The sequence below is a fragment of the Paenibacillus sp. FSL H8-0548 genome (assembly GCF_038630985.1).
In the GTDB taxonomy this organism is placed as follows: domain Bacteria; phylum Bacillota; class Bacilli; order Paenibacillales; family Paenibacillaceae; genus Pristimantibacillus.
Genome location: NZ_CP152049.1, coordinates 2,388,416 through 2,406,476 on the forward strand (window position 1 = coordinate 2,388,416; position 18,061 = coordinate 2,406,476).

Below are 18,061 nucleotides of genomic sequence, written 5' to 3' on the forward strand. Positions count from 1 at the left end.
AATATTAATCGTAATAGTTACTAATAGCAAGTCTTTTATAAAAGTAATCGCTAAACAAGGAGAGTGTATATGACCATCAATAAACAGCAGCTAAAAGAGCATCAAGATTACTGGGATAAAGGAGCCGACATCTATGATGGAATTATAGACAATGAGATCATGAACGATTCCTATGGCAAATGGGAAGCAATACTTAGCAAACTACTGAAGGATAAACCACCGTTGAAGATTCTCGATGTCGGTACAGGCCCAGGCTTTTTCAGCATTCTTCTCTCGCGTATGGGACACCAAGTTACCGCAATCGACTCATCGCCAGAAATGATTGCCAAGGCAAATAAAAACGCAATCAAATACGAATGTGACATTACAATCATTCAGTCAGATATTTTGGGATTTACTCCTATGCATTCGTTTGATTTAATTATTTCCAGAAACGTAACGTGGTTTTTGCCAAACCCAGTAACGGTATATGAACGTTGGCACTCATGGCTGGAAGATAGCGGACAAGTTATCATTTTCGACGGGAACTGGAACCTGTTTCTTACAGATCCCAAAGAAGCCGCCTTGTTTCAGTTAGCCAAGCAAGAAGCGATCGCTGCAGGTTATGTTCCTTATCGTACGGAGGAAGAAATCTCGGAGGGTGATCAAATTGCGTTGACGCTCCCGCTTACATATGTGAAACGGCCGGCTTGGGATATCGGACTGCTCTCGTATATCGGCTTTCGAGAAGTGAATACTCTGCACGGTTTCGACGTAGGTCTACATTCAAGAACGGAGCAAATATTGAATAAATATCGTCCCATGTTTGCCATTGTTGCAAATAAATAATACAGACAAACAAAACCACAATCTCGTGAGGAGGTTGTGGTTCTTTGGGATTTAAGAATATTCCTATCTTTCAAGACATCTTGATATGACCTTGCCTTAATGAAGTAGACAGTAAGAAAGCCTCATTACAACTGTAAGTCTAAAGGGTCTGTCAATAATCTTGTGTAAACTCATTTATAAGGACTTCCCCAAGGGGGAAGTCGTCTCTTAGCATAAGTGCTGACCCACCCGATCCGGGAGAAACGAAAAGTTGAATCAGCATTTGTCCCCGATTCACATACCCAGCACGACTTTGTTTCCATCCAGATCGATGCCAATAACCATGTACGCTGCTTTGTTCACGAGCGTAGGTGAGACGCCAATGCCATAAAGATTGGCCAAATGATCGTGAATATCCCGCGTACTTGCACCCTTGGCATATAGCGCTACACTCTGGTCCTCAATGCCCGTTACGTTGGATAGGTGCTTCTTAATGACGAGTGGTTTGAACTAGCCTTGACGGTCACGTGGGACAGCGATTTCCTGCTCACCGTACTGGAAGGTCTCGAGGACTTAATTAGCATTGGGACAATTGGCTTCATTAAGGCGATCAAGAACTTTCAGACGGGTAAAGCCACGAAACTCGCGACCTTCGCGGCTCATGTGTCGCGGATTGAGAAAAGGGCGCTCATGAAGCTTTGTCATGAGTTTTAGAAGGCGAAGCGTTAGGTTAGATTGCAATGTAGTTGAATTTATCAGTAACAAGGGTCAAATATTTGAAGATAGTATATGAAAACTAAGAAGTCGAACGGGTCTAGTTAACCTGTTCGGCTTATAAATTTGCAAAGTTCATTTAAATTTTGTTTGAGTTTGTAGGTTCATCTTGAACTTCTATAAGTAGTATTCTACAAACCACTTTAATGGCTTTTTTACTATAGGAATGATTGTAATACAAATTCCTAAATACTTATTAAAAAAACAAGCAACAGTAGCTGGTCTATGAACTTGCCGAGCAGTTCAACGGCTTTGCTGCGATTACGTTAGAACATGGGATCGTCAACGATAAAGACGGCGTCCCGGTCCGCAGACGTAGGAGCGATAACTTTTTGTAAAGTAGCGATGCTAAGCAAAGTCAGGAATCAATGCCATGCAAAACCGGTATGAATGACCTATTTCATTTTACCCCTAAAATTATTTTATTGGATACTCCCTTCTCTGAGACATAGAGATTTTATGCAACGCTAGTGAGGTATGGTGTAATTATAGGTAGGCAAATGAGAACGATTTACCTTTTACGATTGATTTAGAGTTTGAAATAATGGATATTATAGGCTTTATTAGCCGAAGTCATGGAATGGACTTGCGTTCTACATTCTCTTATTTATTAGAAAAGCATCATGATTGTCGAACTCCATATAATATTAAAGTTATCTATCTAATGGTGGTTATAAGAATTTCTGACTATCTTCATATTACTCCCGACCGTGCCCCAGCTAGAATTTTACAGATATCATCGTTTTCCAGCCCTGTTTCTATATTAGAATGGAAGCTTCATCAGACAATTAAAGATATGAATCAGAACCATGAAGATCCTGAGACTCTTTTTGTAAATGCAAGGCCCAGTAACAGTGTGGAATTTCTTAAATTAAAATCTTTGTTTAATAATATTCAAAATGAATTTGATTTAAGTTGGGCCATACTTGGGGAAGTATACGGAAGGTATAAAGAATTAAATAAATTGAAAATTTCTATAAGAAGAGTACGGTCGAATCTTGAAAATAAATCGTATATAGATTCTCTGGCATATCTACCTAAGAAGGCAATATTCGATAGTGATTCAGAGGTTATCAAGTTACTGGTATCGCCCTTGTACGGTGGGCAACCTAGTTACGGAGTGAGAGAACTTATCCAAAATTCAGTTGATGCATGTAGGGAGCTTGAATACCTCTATAAAACTGGGGCAGAGATAGGCGAATACAAATCGGAAATTAAAATAGGTGTCTACCAGGCTGAATCTGATTATTTTTTCCAAATTGAAGATAATGGTATCGGAATGTCAGCAGAAGTCATCGTTCATTACTTTTTTATAGCAGGAGCATCTTATAGAAACAACATGGATTGGAAAATGAAATTCACTGTGGATGGAGATACTCAGATTACTCGGAGCGGACGATTTGGAGTAGGAATACTAGCAGCTTTCTTATTAGGTGATCAACTTGAGGTCACTACGAAGAGTATCAACTCGGAACGCGGATATTCTTTTACAGCAAGTTTGGATGATGTGCAGATTGAAGTTAGGAATACTATTGATCGTTCGGTCGGGACTACAATAAGAATCAAACTCAATGAAAAATCATTACTAGAATTAAAGAATCAAGTGGAAAGTGATTATCAATCCAATAGAAGTGAACCAGCATGGTTTGCATGGTATGTATTAAATAAACCTGATATTCAATATAATTTCCCAGATGACTGGGGACGAGATGGATTCAATAAGTATCATACTGCCGCTGACATTAATGATTGGAAAGTTATTAAAGTTCAAAGGTTTGGTGAAGTCTTATGGAAATATGAAGATAGCATTTCAAAGCAGTTCTATAATCCGACTTTGCTTTGTAATGGAATCATCATTCCTAATGGGTATAGATGCCGATATCCCTTTTACTGGTCTTACCCATCTATGAATCAAATGCCTTCTGTTGCGGTGTATGATTATAAGGGAGCTATGCCGCTTGAATTAAAAAGGGATAAGTTGGATGGAAATGGTGAACTTCCATTTGAAAAAGAACTGTCTCAAAGCTTGATTTTAGATATGTTGGCAAAGCTCATCACGCGAAAAACGAATAGCTCTAAATTAGTCAGCGATACAACGCATTTCAAACATCCATTATTAATGGCTAATAAAATAGTAGATGAAGATGGTCAGAGAGTAGATAACTTAATAGGAGAAGGGTCACTTGTGTTGTCAAAAGCAGGATATTGTCTTCCTTATACTCGTAATATTAAAAAGCTTAAAACAAATAAATTTGTCCAAATTTGGACTAAAACTTCACAGGAACTATCTTTTAATATATGGTCTTATTTAGAATATGTAATGATCTGCAATCATCCGTTATCGCATTCGAATGAATTGCTGAAAAGTGCGCTTTATGAATTGAGTTTTATACACGATTTCAGAATAAATTCAAAAAGAATTTATCTTCCAAAGCAGCTCGGAGTAGCATTATTAAATGGAGAAATTAAAATGAGTAAGGACATATGGAATAAACTGAAAATGGAAAAAGAGTTTGGGAATATGATTAGTATTACCATGAATAATCCACCTTCTGCAACAATTGATGATTCTTTTTTTGAAAGTGATGATGGGTTAAAAGTAGATACCTTAATTGAAATATATATAGCCTCAAAAAAATTCAGAAAACATAATAAACACGATAAGGAAAAAATTGAAAAATTAAATAAATATGTTGAAGAAGTTTTGGATAAGTGCTTTGCAGATGGAGGGTTTATTCCATACGATTTAAAGGAGAGGAGAGAAAAATTTCCACAGGCTTTCAAATATTTGTCGGAGTATATGTAGAAATATATAAGCAATTTTCGTGCTGATTACGTTCCGCATGAAGAGAGTATGAAATCTGTATTTGATATGTTTCCGCATATGATGGATGTTGAGTGCTGTGTGTCGCTGGCGAAAAATTAGCATTTAAGAGCCGAATTTACCTACAAGTTGAAGGGGACAGCCCCCATGCAGTTAAAGACGCGGATGAAATAGTATCGTAACGGTGAAGTGCATCGTCTGGAACAACCAGTAACACGCGCTGAATTTGCTGTACTCGTCGTAAAATACTCAAGAGCGGAGCCTATCCAAGAGGATACTGGATTTAAGGATGTAGCCAAGCAGGATTGGTATTACAGTTATGTAGCGGTTGTAAAAGAAAAAGGATTCATGTCAGGCATTTTCTGACACATCCTTTGCTCCAAACCAGCCAATCACAAGACAAGAAATGGCTGAGGTCGTTATTATTCGTTTGTATGAATTGACATAATAAAAAGCGATAGACAAGTAGATTATTAGAGAAATACAACAAAATCAGAATGAGAGGCAAAGTGAAGTGCCCCTCGTTCTTTTTTTTCGTCATCATACACAGTCCTACATACATAGGAACCAGGAACTATTTCCGCCCGAAAGAACGTTATTTGTCCATTCGTTCTTTATTAAGAATGATATCAATGGTATATTTAACAAGATAACCCATATAGGCTGGACAAGCCTGGATGGATTTCGGCACAAAATAGGAGGCATAGGGTGAATATTTTAAAGCTGGTGTTGACGATGCTGCTTGGCTTGCAGCTTACGCTGCTGTCCGGGGAGCCTGCGATAGCGAGTGCAGGAGATACAAACGAAGAACCGCAAAACGAATATGCGATTGAATTGAGCCGATTCGGCATTCACAAGAATGGTACACATCCGGTTGAGACAACCCAAGGGATTAATAATGCTTTGAAGTGGGCAGCCCAAAACGGCATAAAGAAAACTTCGCTGCCATCTGGCACTTATTTGATTGATAAGAATAGCCAAATTAATATGGTCAGCAATATGATCTTTGAATTGCCGATGGATGCCATTCTCCAGAAGGAGACGAATGCGAAAGAGAGCTATCATTTGATGTATTTGGGATATGGGATTCATAATGTGACGCTGAGAGGCGGTACCTACAAGGGCGATAAAGCTACACATGACTATTCCAAGAAAGATAATAAGCATAGCTCAGGCACGCATGAAGGCGGGTATGGCATCATCACGCTGGGTGCTGCGAATCTAACGATTGATGGCGTTCAAGCTACTAACTTTACAGGCGACGGGCTCATATTGGGCGGGCATGGGACGATGGTCACGGACTTATATGAGAACCAATTTATTTCCGGGGCAATTGACGATAAAGGGAAAAATGTATCCAATTCCAAAAAGGTTAGAACGAAGGATCCGCTGAACTTTTCGCACGCGATTTTCAAGACGGAACGCGAGTTCGAATTTTCGAATGCAATCAAGCTGCCTGGAGTATTCGATATCTTTTTTTACAAGTCGAATGGCATGTTTATAAAGAAACTGGCGAATGCTAGAGTAAGAGACATTATTCAAATACCGGAGGGTGCGACCCAGTTCCATCTTGTATTTGATCAAGCAACGAAGAAACAGGCTTATATCGAATTTTGGAACCGTAAAGTTACGACGAATGTGCTAGTCCAAAACTCTGAGTTTGCCTATAACCGAAGACAGGGCATCACAGTGGGCGGGGCGGATCAGGTGCTCATCACGAATAACAAGCTTCACGATATGAAGGGGGCCATGCCTCAGGCCGGAATCGATCTGGAAGGCGGATTCGGCGAGAATGGCAATCGCAATAGCAATATTACCATCAAAGGCAATCAGTTTTACAACAATGCCTCTTATGATGTAATTTTGTATGATGGCAAGGATGCGATCGTAGAGGATAATCATTTTGCTTCTAAGGGAGCAATCGGCCTGGCGATATCCGAGCCGTTTAAAGGCGCGTTGGTCAAAAATAATCATTTTGATGGCTCGCGTATTTTTGCGGCGCATGATGCAACTTTTATCGGTAATCGAATGAATGATTCGTATACGACCTTAGAGGGGCCAAATATTAAAATCGAGGATATGACGTTTACGGATTCTACGTTTGCCCTCAGCGCTAAGACGCCTTTTGGCATCAGCGCATCTAATATTACGATCAACAACAATAAAAAGAGTGATTCCGGCCTTTCGATTTGGGGCAAGCCGGTTCATTTGAAGGACATTACGATTAACGGTGAAGGCACGCTTCGAGTTGTGACGGGAGGCGCAGCGGAGGGCTCTATTTTTGACCGATTAAAGGTCATTGGCTACAGTACCACGTATGGTGTTACGCTGCCGCCAGGTACCTATAACAACTGCGAGTTCGTGGGAGCAGCGGGAACAGGGAAATTCGGTTCGATCAGTGTTGCATTGGCGGGAAAATACGTGTTTGACGGCTGTTCCTTTGAATCGCCGGAAGCACTCAGTACTCTGCTGCTCGGCGAGCATCCGAAGCTGGATCTGACGATCAAAAACTCCAACTTCAAGCTGCTTGGCAATACACAGGCCATTAGCGTACAAGCAGCCAAAAACCTGCTTCTGGAGAACAATACGATTACAGCAGCTAAGCTGACGTCCGAAAAAACGGAATTGATCCGCATTAACGATATTTGGAAGCGGAATGAAGCGCATGATGTGCTGAAAGCCGTGATTAGAGGGAATACGATTACAACGAATTTATCTGCCATCGGGATTGCTACTTTGTATGCGGGTACGGGAGCCCCAGCGTACATAATCGAGAACAATACGCTGTATACAGCAAAGCTGCTGAACAAAAAAAATGACGTGCTCAAAAACAATTTGTTGAAAAGCTAGCCAAATTAATAACGATACGACGCATTGGTACCGTTTAAAGATGGTATTCAATATTCAGCAGCTTCGGTTTTTTTGTAAACGCGGGTGGCGGAGCTGTTAGTCTGACGAATGTTCGCGTTACATCATTGGATTTGGCTTTAAGCAGCCTAGACATTCTACTTGGGAATTTTTCTATTAAACGGTAATGCTTTCGCTATGTTCCTAATTCCAAAAATAAAGGAAGATAGATCCAAAAGGTTAGTGCGATAAAACAGCTCAGCATTTCCTATCCTTGCCGGATGACGAGGAATTCTAGTCTGGAAGTGAAAATATGTTGGTTGGCTGGAGCATGGCGGGAATGAGCGGAAGCAGCGGGAGATTGTGACGGAACTGAGCATTAGCCGGAGCTATGTGTCGCGGATAGAGAAGCGGGCTTTTATGAAGCTTTATCATGAGTTTTATAAGGTGAAGCGGTGGAGGCAACTTAGCTTAATGGGGGGAGCGCATAACTGGCAGTTACGCGCTCCCCTAAATTTACAGCATACTTCGCCTGCATAACGATAGTGATGTCGCTTTTTTTTTATTAAGGTAACTCAACTTTCGCAGCCTGAAATTGGCAAGTAAGCCTTGATGTAATTGGGCAAAGCGGAGATCCAGAGCTGTAGTTGACTTTTTATCATAGTGGATAGCTTTTTGCCGACTTGATTAGCGATTTCGTTCATCAATTCCACCAGTTGCTGTAAAGCCACTGCCCAGTCCAAAGAACCGACTTCATCGCATAGCAAATAAAACAGTCCACCGAGCGTCCGTTGATCGGTACTTTGCCGATGCTGCCAAGCCAGCAGAATATAACGGGAAAAGACAATCGTAGTATGGCTAATGAGCAGATCGTAGGAGCGACCTTGGAACTCTTTTTGCAGGCGCAGCAAGGATTTAGCGCATTTGAAAAAGACCTCGATGTCCCAGCGAAGAGCGTAGATTTGAATGATTTCCGGTGCCGTCAGTGTGAGATCCGTCGATAGAATCGCGAGCCACTCGTTTTTCTTGGAGCGATGGCGAACAAAGATCACGACGACTGGAATACCGGGAACCAGTTCCGTATGAATCTGACGCAAAATATTCCGTTGCTTCCCTTGGACTTGCGTTGCAGATCGGTAAAGACCTTTGAGATCGACCCGCTTGCCCTGAACGAGATATCGCTTGTTGTCGTTTTTCACCATGCCAATGACATGAAGACCTCGTTCCACCACTCGCTCGATTAAGGGCGCATGAGTGAACCAACTGTCCATGAGTACGTAAGACGCAGAAACACCCGAGGCGATGGCCCGATCCAGCAGTTCAGAAACCAGATGCGGGGCCGAAAGCAGAGCTTCTTTCCGGCGTTTGTAGCCAGTGGATCGCTTATCGATTCCCGGATGAATACCGGTCAGTCCAGCCTTCACAGAACTGAGCAGGGCGAAGTCCAGAGGGAGAAATGTATGGCCGTCCGACCAGCCTAAAGTCAGCATACGGAACCCCTTATAATAAGCACCGGTGGCGTGATCCTTGAACCGAGCGAGAAGTTCTACCGCTTTGCTGCGATTTCGTTCAAACATGGAATCGTCGACAATAAACACGGAAGTTCGTGTGACGGAGGTCAAGGTTTCGACTCGCTGAACGGTGTCACTGCTGAGAGAAGTCAAGAAACGCCGCCAAGCAAATCCGCTGTGATTAAGAAACCGGTAGACGGCATCTTTGCCAGGAAAGGCTTCACTTTTGGAACTTTCGAGCAGACGAAACCAGTTCTTCTGATGAAAGAGAAGGACAAAAACGAGCATAAATAGATGGGAACAGGTATAGCCAAAAGTCTTTTTGAATCCTGCATTTCTCAGGTGCTTCAGTACACCGAGTTCCTGAAAAGCAGGCCTCATTTCAGGTGGGAGTTGATCTAGGGACGACTTTTGCTTTATCATGGAAGGGACACCTCTTCTTTGGTTTAGTGGATCTCGACAATCTCACTTTACCAAATGAAGCGGTGTTTTTCTATGTTGGCAAGATCGTTACTTAAACCAGCTTTACCTTAACACCGGATTGGAGTCAACTCGGTTTTGACTCTGCGAAAGTTGAGAAGGTAACATCTATAATATTTGTTGTCACTTCGTGTTTAAAATCCTTTTGCTCATCCGTTCCGTTACTTCTATCCCATATCCACCTGGATAGTTTTGTCCCTCACCATATAGGAATGGCTGCGTTAGAAGCTGTCGGTCTCAACGCAAAAAGATTAATAGTACGGAAAGCATCAAGGTGTTTATTATTCTTCCTTAATCCACGACCGGGAACCATCCTGGTATATTGGTTATCATTCCCCACATCACATCGAGAACTACCAATTCTTTTTGAGCAGTTCGGGGAAGTGTTGTTCTAATTTCTTTTTCCTGTCCGCTTTGTACCTTTTCAACCCATTTAGGCTCCATGATCAAGGCATGGCCCATTGCTACTAGTGGGATTCCAGTGCCCAGTGCTTTAACGACATCATCCGGTGTGGAAAGGCCGCCAACACCGATTACAGGCACTAGATTACCTACACGCTCCTGAACCATTACTACACGCGACGTAGTGCTGTTGGATTCTTCTCTCCTTGGTTCACCCCAGAAATGATCCACGGAAAGATGGACGTAGTCCAAGTTCTGTAAGGCCAGAACATCCACGAATTGAAGCGTATCTTCCATTGTGATGCCGGGAGTTTCTCTTTCCTCTGGAGAAAATCTGTACCCAACAACAAACGGTGATTTTGCATATTTTGCAACCACTTCTTTTACGCGTTTGATGATTTCAAGAGGGAATCTCATTCTCTTTTCTAATGTTCCGCCCCATTGGTCTTCTCTTCTGTTGGAATGCGGAGAGAAAAATTGTTGAATCAAGAAGCCGTTGGCGCCATGAATCTCAACTCCGTCAAATCCGGCTTCAATCACCCTTCGGGTTGCATTGGCAAATTCTTCAATAGCATCCTCAATTTCCTCTTCTGTCATTGCCTTTGGAGTAGCAGATCCTTCAGGCTCTGCTGCAACTGTGCTTGCACTTAACGGTTGCCCTCCAGACAGCAAAGCCGGATTGCTGCTACGCCCCCCATGAAAAATCTGGACAAAAGCTTTGGAACCTTGCTCATGAATCGTGTTTGCTAATGTTTTTAGGCCTGGGAGCAGAACGTCATCATCAACGCCGAAGCCGTTTTCCATCAATTTTCCGTTTTGCGAAACAAGGGCACTGCTGGTAATCACGGCGCCTACACCCTGAGCCCGTTCAATATAGTAAGCCAATTCTTCTTCAGTAACGGCTCCGTTAGACTTTGATGCCCCCAGGGTCATTGGTGCCATAATCACCCTATTTTTTAACTGCACTCCAGATGGAAACTCGAACGGCTCGAATATGGATTTGTAATTGTTGTTCATGTTTGTTCCTCTTTTCTTTGAATTATTTTATATTAAGGACCTTTCGGTCCATAACCATCATAGATAAAAGTATGCTTTTATCTATCTCAAATTCCCTAAAATTACAGACACGAAATCCACAATCCTGTCTTGATTTGTTTGAGCTCGCACCATCACATTTATCCCTTGTAAGGAGACCGTTAAAAATCGAGCAAGCTTTAGTGAATCGATTTTAGACTGAATAGAACCATTGCGTTTACCAATCTCAATTGCATTTAAAAATGCATGTTCAATATCTTCGAAATCTTTTTCAATCATTTTTTGAAATTCTTTATCATGTGGCGCCAATTCGATAGCTTCATTTGACGTCATGCAGCCTTTGCTTACGACATTAAGGAGGTCCATAAAAAATAATTCGATACCCTGGTATACATTCTCATTACTCAAATAATTATTTAATACTAATAGACGCTCCTTGCGATATAAATCAAATGCTCTCACAAATAAATCATGTTTGTTACCAAAAGTCTCATATAAACTACTTTTACTAAGTCCAGTAACATTTAGCAAATCAGTTAGGGATGCCATTTCATAACCTTTAGTCCAGAATAAAGTCATCGCTTTCTTTAATACATCTATTTCATCAAAGTTACGTGGACGAACCATTCGCATCTCACCTCCGTAAAAATAATATACACTATTCCGAACCGATAAGTCCAGAATAAATTGAAAGAGACTGTGACAGTGGGGTGGACGGCAAAATTACGATCCACCATAATTTCGAGGTACGAGCTCTATTTCGATATGACAGCCTGCGGACGGTGGGACAATGCCCAAAATAGGAGGGCCAAAGAACTAACAGCAGCACCCAACAGGCATACTCCGTTCCAGCCAGCGTAAGCGTAGATAATGGTTGTAGCGATTGAACCGGTGGCGCTGCCAATAGAATAGAAAATCATGTAGCCCGCGGTGGAGCACTGAGAAGCAGCACCAGCGAAGTCCACAATATGCTGAACGCAGTAAAAATCAGTAGAGCGAGTACGGCGCGGATGCGTAAAATTCGTTCTTGCACGAACAATGTGAGCACTGAACGAAGCAGCTGTGGACAGGATAGTGACGCTCCTTGATGGTGGAACTTGCACCTCAAGATGAGAAATTTGAAATCCTTACAAGGGAACATCAGATGTACCTTGCGGCAATATTTCAAGAAATGATTGAAAGAGGCTTACGATCAGGTGAGCTTGAAACTAAACAATAAGCGGCGTGATGCCTGAAAGTACTGACGCGAACGAGAGTTTAATTAATCGTTCTTATCATTGGCTATTTTTCTTTTGTTTAAAACAAACAAAAATTTGGATATACTCGATGACCGCGAGGTGAGCATTCAGCAATTTGCTTCCGAGCAGCATGATGAAATCTAAGCAAAGCAGTATTAAGGCTGAGAGAGCAGTTCTTCTGATACGGAGAACTGCTTTTTTTGTAGCATGCCAGAGGCAGAAACCTTATAGTCGGTGAATTGTATGTATTTTAATTATCCTTTTTAATGAAAACCAACGCCTCAAAAAATAAAAGAAAAAACTTTAATCCACTTTGCATTAAAGTGAAAATCTGATAGGATATAAAGTATAGTCTATAGATTTAGTAAGGATTAAAGGGAGGCACTTTTTTCATGGACAAATTGATGCTTGATTCCATAGATGAAACGACACATCTAGATCAACTCGAGGCTGAAGCGATTTATATTATTCGAGAAGTTGCGGCGGAATGTGAAAATCCCGTGATGCTGTACTCGATCGGTAAGGATAGCTCCGTGATGCTGCATTTGGCGCTGAAAGCATTTTATCCGGAGAAGCCGCCGTTTTCTTTCATGCATATTGACACAACGTGGAAGTTCAAAGAGATGATTGAATTCCGCGACCGCAAGGCGAAAGAATTCGGAATCAACATGATTGTTCACTCCAATCAGGAAGGAATTGAGCAAGGGATCAATCCATTCGATCATGGTTCCGCATATACGGATATTATGAAAACCCAAGCTCTGAAGCAAGGCTTGGACAAGTACGGATTTACAGCTGCCTTTGGTGGTGGAAGACGTGATGAGGAAAAGTCACGTGCGAAGGAGCGGATTTTCTCATTCCGAAATAAAAATCATGCCTGGGATCCGAAAAATCAGCGGCCGGAAATGTGGAAGCTTTTCAACACAAGAATTAATAAGGGTGAAAGCATTCGCGTATTCCCGATCTCCAACTGGACGGAAAAAGATATCTGGCAATACATTCGCAGAGAGAACATTGATATCGTGCCTCTCTATTTTGCGAAAGAAAGGCCTGTCGTTAATCGCGATGGACAGATGATCATGGCGGATGATGAGCGGATGAAGCTCGAGCCGGGTGAGAAGATTGAAATGATAAAGATGAGATTTCGCACATTAGGCTGCTACCCGCTGACTGGCGGCGCCGAGTCAGATGCGAACACGCTGGATGCTATTATTGAAGAAACACTTGGTGCGGTATCATCCGAACGGACAACAAGGGTTATCGACCAGGAAGAGTCGGGCAGCATGGAAAGACGTAAACGGGAGGGCTATTTCTAAGATGAAGAGTCTGCTTAAATTTATTACTTGTGGAAGTGTGGATGACGGAAAATCCACTTTGATTGGGCATATGCTTTATGAGGCTAAGCTTTTGTTCGCTGACCAGGAGAGAGCATTGGAGCTGGACAGCAGGCTGGGCAGCCGTGGCGGCAAAATTGACTACTCCTTGCTTCTTGACGGGCTGATAGCCGAACGTGAGCAGGGAATTACGATTGATGTGGCATTCCGGTATTTTACGACGGATCACCGTTCGTTCATTGTAGCGGACACGCCAGGACACGAAGAATATACACGCAACATGGCCGTAGGCGCATCTTTTGCGGATCTTGCCGTTATTCTGGTGGACGCCAAAAAAGGGATTATTACTCAAACGAAGCGCCATACAAGGATTTGCGCCCTCATGGGAATTAAGCATCTGGTCTTGGCGGTAAACAAGATGGATTTGGTTGGTTTTGATACGAAGATATTTGATGAAATCAAACAAGAATTCTCTCGCCTCACCACGGAGTTCCAGTTTGAAAGCATTCAGGTAATCCCTGTTTCTGCAACAGAAGGGGATAACATTACGAAGAAATCGCCCAATACGCCATGGTACGAGGGTCTTGCTTTGCTGCCCTATCTGGAGAGTGTTGATGTTCATGCGAACGATGACGTTAAGCCGTTTATGATGCCGATTCAGCGGGTATGCCGACCTGACCACACATTCCGCGGATTTCAAGGCCAGATTGAAGCCGGCAGCATCGCAGTTGGCGATGAACTGACAACTCTGCCTAGCCGTGAGAAGGCGAAGGTTAAACGCATCTTTGTAACAGACCAAGACAGGAATTCGGCTCATGCCGGACAGCCTGTCACGATTCAATTGGATCGGGAAGTCGACGTTTCACGGGGCTGCGTGTTTACGAAGGACAATCAGCTCCAAGAGGCTGACAGCTTTAGCGCCACGATTCTTTGGATGGATGATTCTGTCCTGACGCCGGGAAAAGATGTTCTGGTAAAGGTTGGCACAAAGGTCCTTCCTGGTACTGTGACGACAATTAATCACAAAATCGATATTAATACAGGCAATACGGTTTCAGCCGATCATGTGGTTAAGAATGAAGTGGCTAAATGTGAAATTTCATTATCGGATGGTATTGTTTTTGATACGTTTGAAAAAAATAAAAGCATCGGTGGATTTATTCTCATCGATCGTGTAACGAATATGACATCCGCTTGTGGCGTCATTAACGAAGCTCTTCAAAGCTCTGACAATGCTGTCCGGATCGATACGGAAATCACAAGAGATGTTCGTGCCCAGCAAAAAGGACAGCAGCCATTAACGCTTTGGCTTACTGGTTCAGTCGTGGACAACTCGGCTCTTGCGAAGGAAATCGAGAAACGGCTGGTAGTGAGAGGCTATCATACGATGCTAATCGATAACAGCTTAGGAGAATCTGTGCGGCAAATCGCAGGTTATGCGACATTGCTAAACAATGCGGGACTTATTGCATTGGTATTGGCTGGTACTACGAACGGCAACGACCAAGCCATTGCGCAAGAAATAATCGGTCAAGCCTTTTTGCCAATCGATGTTGCTGTGAACAGCTCTTCGATCGAGGAAGCGGCTAATGCTGCCGTGAAAATTGTTGTGAAGGCTCTCATTCAAGTATAGTTTAAGGTTGAAGTCGGTCAGGACATTAAGAGAAGCATAGAATGATAAATATAAAATCGTATTTAAGAAGCCGCTCTCCAATTAGTTGGAGGGCGGCTTCTCCTGTCTTTCAGATATGGATTTTAGTGTCTTTAAACGAAATCCTACGGTTAAAGATGTAATAAAGTGTCTTCAACATGACATCTTTTTCCGCCTGAATTGTGGCTTGCAGGTTTGAGGACTTTTCTATAAGCAGGGGGTTATTCACTTTCTAAGTACCTATCCTGACAGTTGAAGTATGGTCAGAGTTGTTAGAAGGCTTAAATAAGCTAGAATACTCTCTTTCCTCTGGGAAGGTAGAGGCTTTTAATGAGATTGGCAGAATGTTTGATAATTATGAAGAGTGGATTAATTTTGGTAAGAGAGAGGAAGAATATTTTGAAGCAATTAGTGAAGTAAAAGCAGGTTCTTTTGTATATACTCCTGCCATTACTGACTATGTGGCGCATGTTAAATCGTTAAAAGCGTTGATTGAGAAAGCGGATTACCAATGTGAAACATGTAGGCAGAGACAGCATTACTTGAATAGGAGATTCGAACATCCCACGATGGATTAGCAAGTTAACGAGTTGTATCCCCCCTAGTCTCCACTCAAATAACCCATTCAAGTCTACAAATGATTTTGTGAACTTTTTTTATTTGGTGGATAGGCTAGGGAGGAGAAACTCTAAGGGTTGCGAAATCTAATTTTTTCTGGGAAAACCATGTATCTTCGCACTCCACGTTATAATCAACGCAATAAGCAGCAAAATCAACAGTACGCCCGGGAACGACTGGACTCCAACAAGCTCTAGTAAGGTACCACCCGCAATACCTCCACCAGCGATAGCCAGATTCCAAACAGTGGTATTAATCGGCATCACGATATCCACCCCTTCTTCACCGCTTGCTTCGGCAAGCGCTGTTTGCAATAGCGTGGCAGCACCACCGAAGGTAAGTCCCCAAAACGCTATCGCCGTATAAATGAAGGCTGCCGATGTGGCGCCCGTCCATAGTGCTGCGGACACGAGTAGGAAGCCGAGCAAACTAATCAATACTAGCAGACGTAGGTGACGGTCTACCAGCAGACCAACGATCCAGATGGATAAAAGAGCCATTATACCAAAGACCAGCAAGATAAGGCCAACATGTCCTCCGAGTCCCAAATGATCAAGAAACGGAGCAATATACGTATATAAAATATTGTGTGCCAGCATCCATGTCAGCACTACCAAGAGAATTGGACGGATACCGGGTAAAACAAACACCTGACCGACGGTCATTCTTTGACCGGCAGGCTGCCCTGGATAATCCGGTACCTTCCACAGTACCCATGCAATTAATACAAGAGTCAGAAGAGACATAAGTCCGAAAACGAGACGCCAACCGATCAATTCACCGAGAAGGGTTCCGATCGGCACACCGAATGTAAGTGCGATCGGAGTTCCGACCATCGCTACAGCCAAGGCTCGTCCTCTTAAGCTTTCTGGTACCATACGTCGTGCATAACCGGCAACCATCCCCCATGCAGCACCGGCAGCTACACCGGCGAAAAACCGGGCGATCAGAGTTAATACATAGCTGCTTGACAATGCGGTCACAGAATTGAAAATGAGAAATCCTACTATGATGGCGAGTAGAAGCGGACGACGCCTGAATCCGCCAGTAGATATGGCAAATGGAATAGCCGCCACGATAGAACCAATTGCATAAGAGGTTACGAGTTGACCAGCCATTCCTTTAGTAATGTTCAGTCCTTCGGCTATATGCGGTAGTAAACCAGCCGGTATGGTTTCTGTAAAGATACAAATAAAACCTGTCATCGCAAGAGCGAGCAGTGCAAGCCAGGGTAATCTGGCAGGGATGTTGTCCGATTGAGCTATACCCGTTGATGATGATAATTGAGACAACGTAATTCCTCCTTTAAGTAAATATATTTATGGATCGATCATTCCATATGTTATATTCAATGATAATCCTTGTCAAGGACTTTTGGATCGATTAGTATATAAGTGATAAAGGAGGTTATCTCATGCCACGTACAGGACGCCCTCGCGCTTTTAATCGTGATGAGGCAGTTGTTGCCGCGATGCTATTGTTTTGGGAACACGGCTTTGAATCCACTTCACTTGCACAACTGCGCGCTGCGATGGGAAATATATCAGCAGCGAGCTTTTACGCGGCGTTCGAATCTAAGGAAGCCCTGTTCCGAGAAGCAGTGAATTTGTATATCTCAACTTATGGACAGGTTTCAGAAAGCTTCAGGGATAGCAGTCTGACACCGAGAGCAGCCATCGAGCAGGGATTACGGCGATCAGCACGGATGCAGACAGAAAGCTCCCACCCTCTCGGCTGCCTGCTGGTTTTATCTGCTGCAACCTGTTCTCTAGAGCTAAAGCACATCCAAGAGTTGCTCTCCAAGGAACGCCATAAGGTCCGCAGCTGGCAGAAAGATTGTATAGAACAAGCCATAAAAGATGGTGAGTTGCCCGATTCTACGGATATCTCTATGCTGGTTACCATGTTTGACACCTTTCTTCGAGGGATTTCTTCACAAGCCAGAGACGGTGTTCCGATCGAAGCAATTGATGCTGCCATAACGCAGCTAATGAGCATATGGGATACGTTGTCTGTAAAGAAGGTGGATGGAGGCATTATAATTTGAACGTTAGTATATTTGAATTTGATTTTAAAATTTGAATGATTCAGATGGAAAAGGGATGCTGTATGAAGAGCTATCTTATTTTGGGGGCAAGTAAAGGTCGGTCCGGCAAAATAAACGGATAGCCACGCGGGCATAATCTAAGAATATCCCACCATTTCAGCGCGAGCAAAACGTTATTTTATGTATACAGTGAGAACTCTGTGATTTAGAGCCACATTTATCTAATTTAAAAAACTCAAGCATATCTCTACTTGAGTTTTTTAATTGTATAGGAAACTATGTATTCTCCGAACCTGTTGATAACGAAAGCTAATGGAGGTCAGAGACGCTATTCACTCGTAAGGGTGATTTTGTTCTTTTATTTGCCGAGCAGTTTCTGCTGGGCTCTTTGTGGTTTTTTAATAGGTCTATATTGCTGCTATGGAAGAAGGACATGTATCATTTTCGGCGAATATTTACACATGAAAAGTAATAATTAGAAACTGTAAATTCA

Annotated in this window: 11 protein-coding genes and 5 pseudogenes; 10 read left to right on the top strand and 6 right to left on the bottom strand. The window is 42.7% G+C overall.

Features of this window, described 5'->3' with window-relative positions:
- The first annotated feature begins 69 nt into the window (after positions 1 to 69).
- Positions 70 to 828 carry a class I SAM-dependent methyltransferase gene (locus MHI37_RS10075; protein WP_076339590.1) on the top strand — a complete coding sequence of 253 codons (759 nt, stop codon included), beginning with the start codon at positions 70 to 72 and terminating at the stop codon, positions 826 to 828.
- A 276-nt stretch (positions 829 to 1,104) separates the two neighbouring features.
- On the opposite strand, the pseudogene MHI37_RS10080 reads toward MHI37_RS10075, so the two are convergent.
- Positions 1,105 to 1,365 (bottom strand): annotated as a pseudogene (locus MHI37_RS10080) (transposase); the annotation flags it as partial.
- Here MHI37_RS10080 and MHI37_RS10085 point away from each other — a divergent pair.
- From MHI37_RS10085 to MHI37_RS10100, 4 genes and pseudogenes are all read left to right on the top strand, one after another.
- Positions 1,366 to 1,467, top strand: a pseudogene (locus MHI37_RS10085) (sigma factor); the annotation flags it as partial.
- Between the two features lie 658 nt (positions 1,468 to 2,125).
- Complete coding sequence (locus tag MHI37_RS10090; protein ID WP_076339589.1) at positions 2,126 to 4,387, top strand: ATP-binding protein; 2,262 nt, start codon at positions 2,126 to 2,128, stop codon at positions 4,385 to 4,387.
- Between the two features lie 726 nt (positions 4,388 to 5,113).
- Positions 5,114 to 7,255: a right-handed parallel beta-helix repeat-containing protein gene (locus tag MHI37_RS10095; RefSeq protein WP_076339588.1), complete on the top strand. Its 2,142-nt coding sequence runs from the start codon at positions 5,114 to 5,116 to the stop codon at positions 7,253 to 7,255.
- A 321-nt stretch (positions 7,256 to 7,576) separates the two neighbouring features.
- Positions 7,577 to 7,708: pseudogene (locus tag MHI37_RS10100) on the top strand (sigma factor-like helix-turn-helix DNA-binding protein); the annotation flags it as partial.
- Between the two features lie 119 nt (positions 7,709 to 7,827).
- Here the strand turns inward: MHI37_RS10100 and MHI37_RS10105 are convergent.
- The 4 genes and pseudogenes from MHI37_RS10105 to MHI37_RS10120 all read right to left on the bottom strand — a co-directional run.
- Positions 7,828 to 9,186, bottom strand: coding sequence for a transposase (locus MHI37_RS10105; RefSeq protein WP_342556500.1), 1,359 nt, complete (start codon positions 9,184 to 9,186; stop codon positions 7,828 to 7,830).
- Positions 9,187 to 9,534: 348 nt separating this feature from the next.
- Positions 9,535 to 10,662 (bottom strand): NADH-dependent flavin oxidoreductase, encoded by a 1,128-nt coding sequence (locus MHI37_RS10110; protein ID WP_076334857.1) that lies wholly within the window; start codon positions 10,660 to 10,662, stop codon positions 9,535 to 9,537.
- An 81-nt stretch (positions 10,663 to 10,743) separates the two neighbouring features.
- On the bottom strand, positions 10,744 to 11,307 hold the full coding sequence (locus MHI37_RS10115) for a TetR/AcrR family transcriptional regulator (protein WP_076334858.1): 564 nt from the start codon (positions 11,305 to 11,307) through the stop codon (positions 10,744 to 10,746).
- 128 nt (positions 11,308 to 11,435) lie between these two features.
- Positions 11,436 to 11,758, bottom strand: a pseudogene (locus tag MHI37_RS10120) (MFS transporter); the annotation flags it as partial.
- Positions 11,759 to 11,761: 3 nt separating this feature from the next.
- Here MHI37_RS10120 and MHI37_RS10125 point away from each other — a divergent pair.
- The 4 genes and pseudogenes from MHI37_RS10125 to MHI37_RS10140 form a co-directional block, all read left to right on the top strand.
- A pseudogene (locus MHI37_RS10125) lies at positions 11,762 to 11,887 on the top strand (TetR/AcrR family transcriptional regulator); the annotation flags it as partial.
- A 423-nt stretch (positions 11,888 to 12,310) separates the two neighbouring features.
- Positions 12,311 to 13,234: a sulfate adenylyltransferase subunit CysD gene (cysD, locus tag MHI37_RS10130; protein WP_256709605.1), complete on the top strand. Its 924-nt coding sequence runs from the start codon at positions 12,311 to 12,313 to the stop codon at positions 13,232 to 13,234.
- Position 13,235: 1 nt separating this feature from the next.
- Entirely contained in the window at positions 13,236 to 14,885 is a 1,650-nt protein-coding gene (locus MHI37_RS10135; protein ID WP_076334859.1) for a GTP-binding protein, read from the top strand.
- A 287-nt stretch (positions 14,886 to 15,172) separates the two neighbouring features.
- On the top strand, positions 15,173 to 15,481 hold the full coding sequence (locus MHI37_RS10140; protein WP_076334860.1) for a hypothetical protein: 309 nt from the start codon (positions 15,173 to 15,175) through the stop codon (positions 15,479 to 15,481).
- A gap of 126 nt (positions 15,482 to 15,607) precedes the next feature.
- Here the strand turns inward: MHI37_RS10140 and MHI37_RS10145 are convergent, their stop codons facing one another.
- On the bottom strand, positions 15,608 to 16,813 hold the full coding sequence (locus tag MHI37_RS10145; RefSeq protein WP_076334861.1) for an MFS transporter: 1,206 nt from the start codon (positions 16,811 to 16,813) through the stop codon (positions 15,608 to 15,610).
- Positions 16,814 to 16,935: 122 nt separating this feature from the next.
- Between MHI37_RS10145 and MHI37_RS10150 the strand changes: the two genes are divergently transcribed.
- The gene (locus MHI37_RS10150; protein WP_076334862.1) at positions 16,936 to 17,568 is read left to right on the top strand and encodes a TetR/AcrR family transcriptional regulator; all 633 of its coding nucleotides are present in this window, start codon (positions 16,936 to 16,938) and stop codon (positions 17,566 to 17,568) included.
- Positions 17,569 to 18,061: the final 493 nt, after the last annotated feature.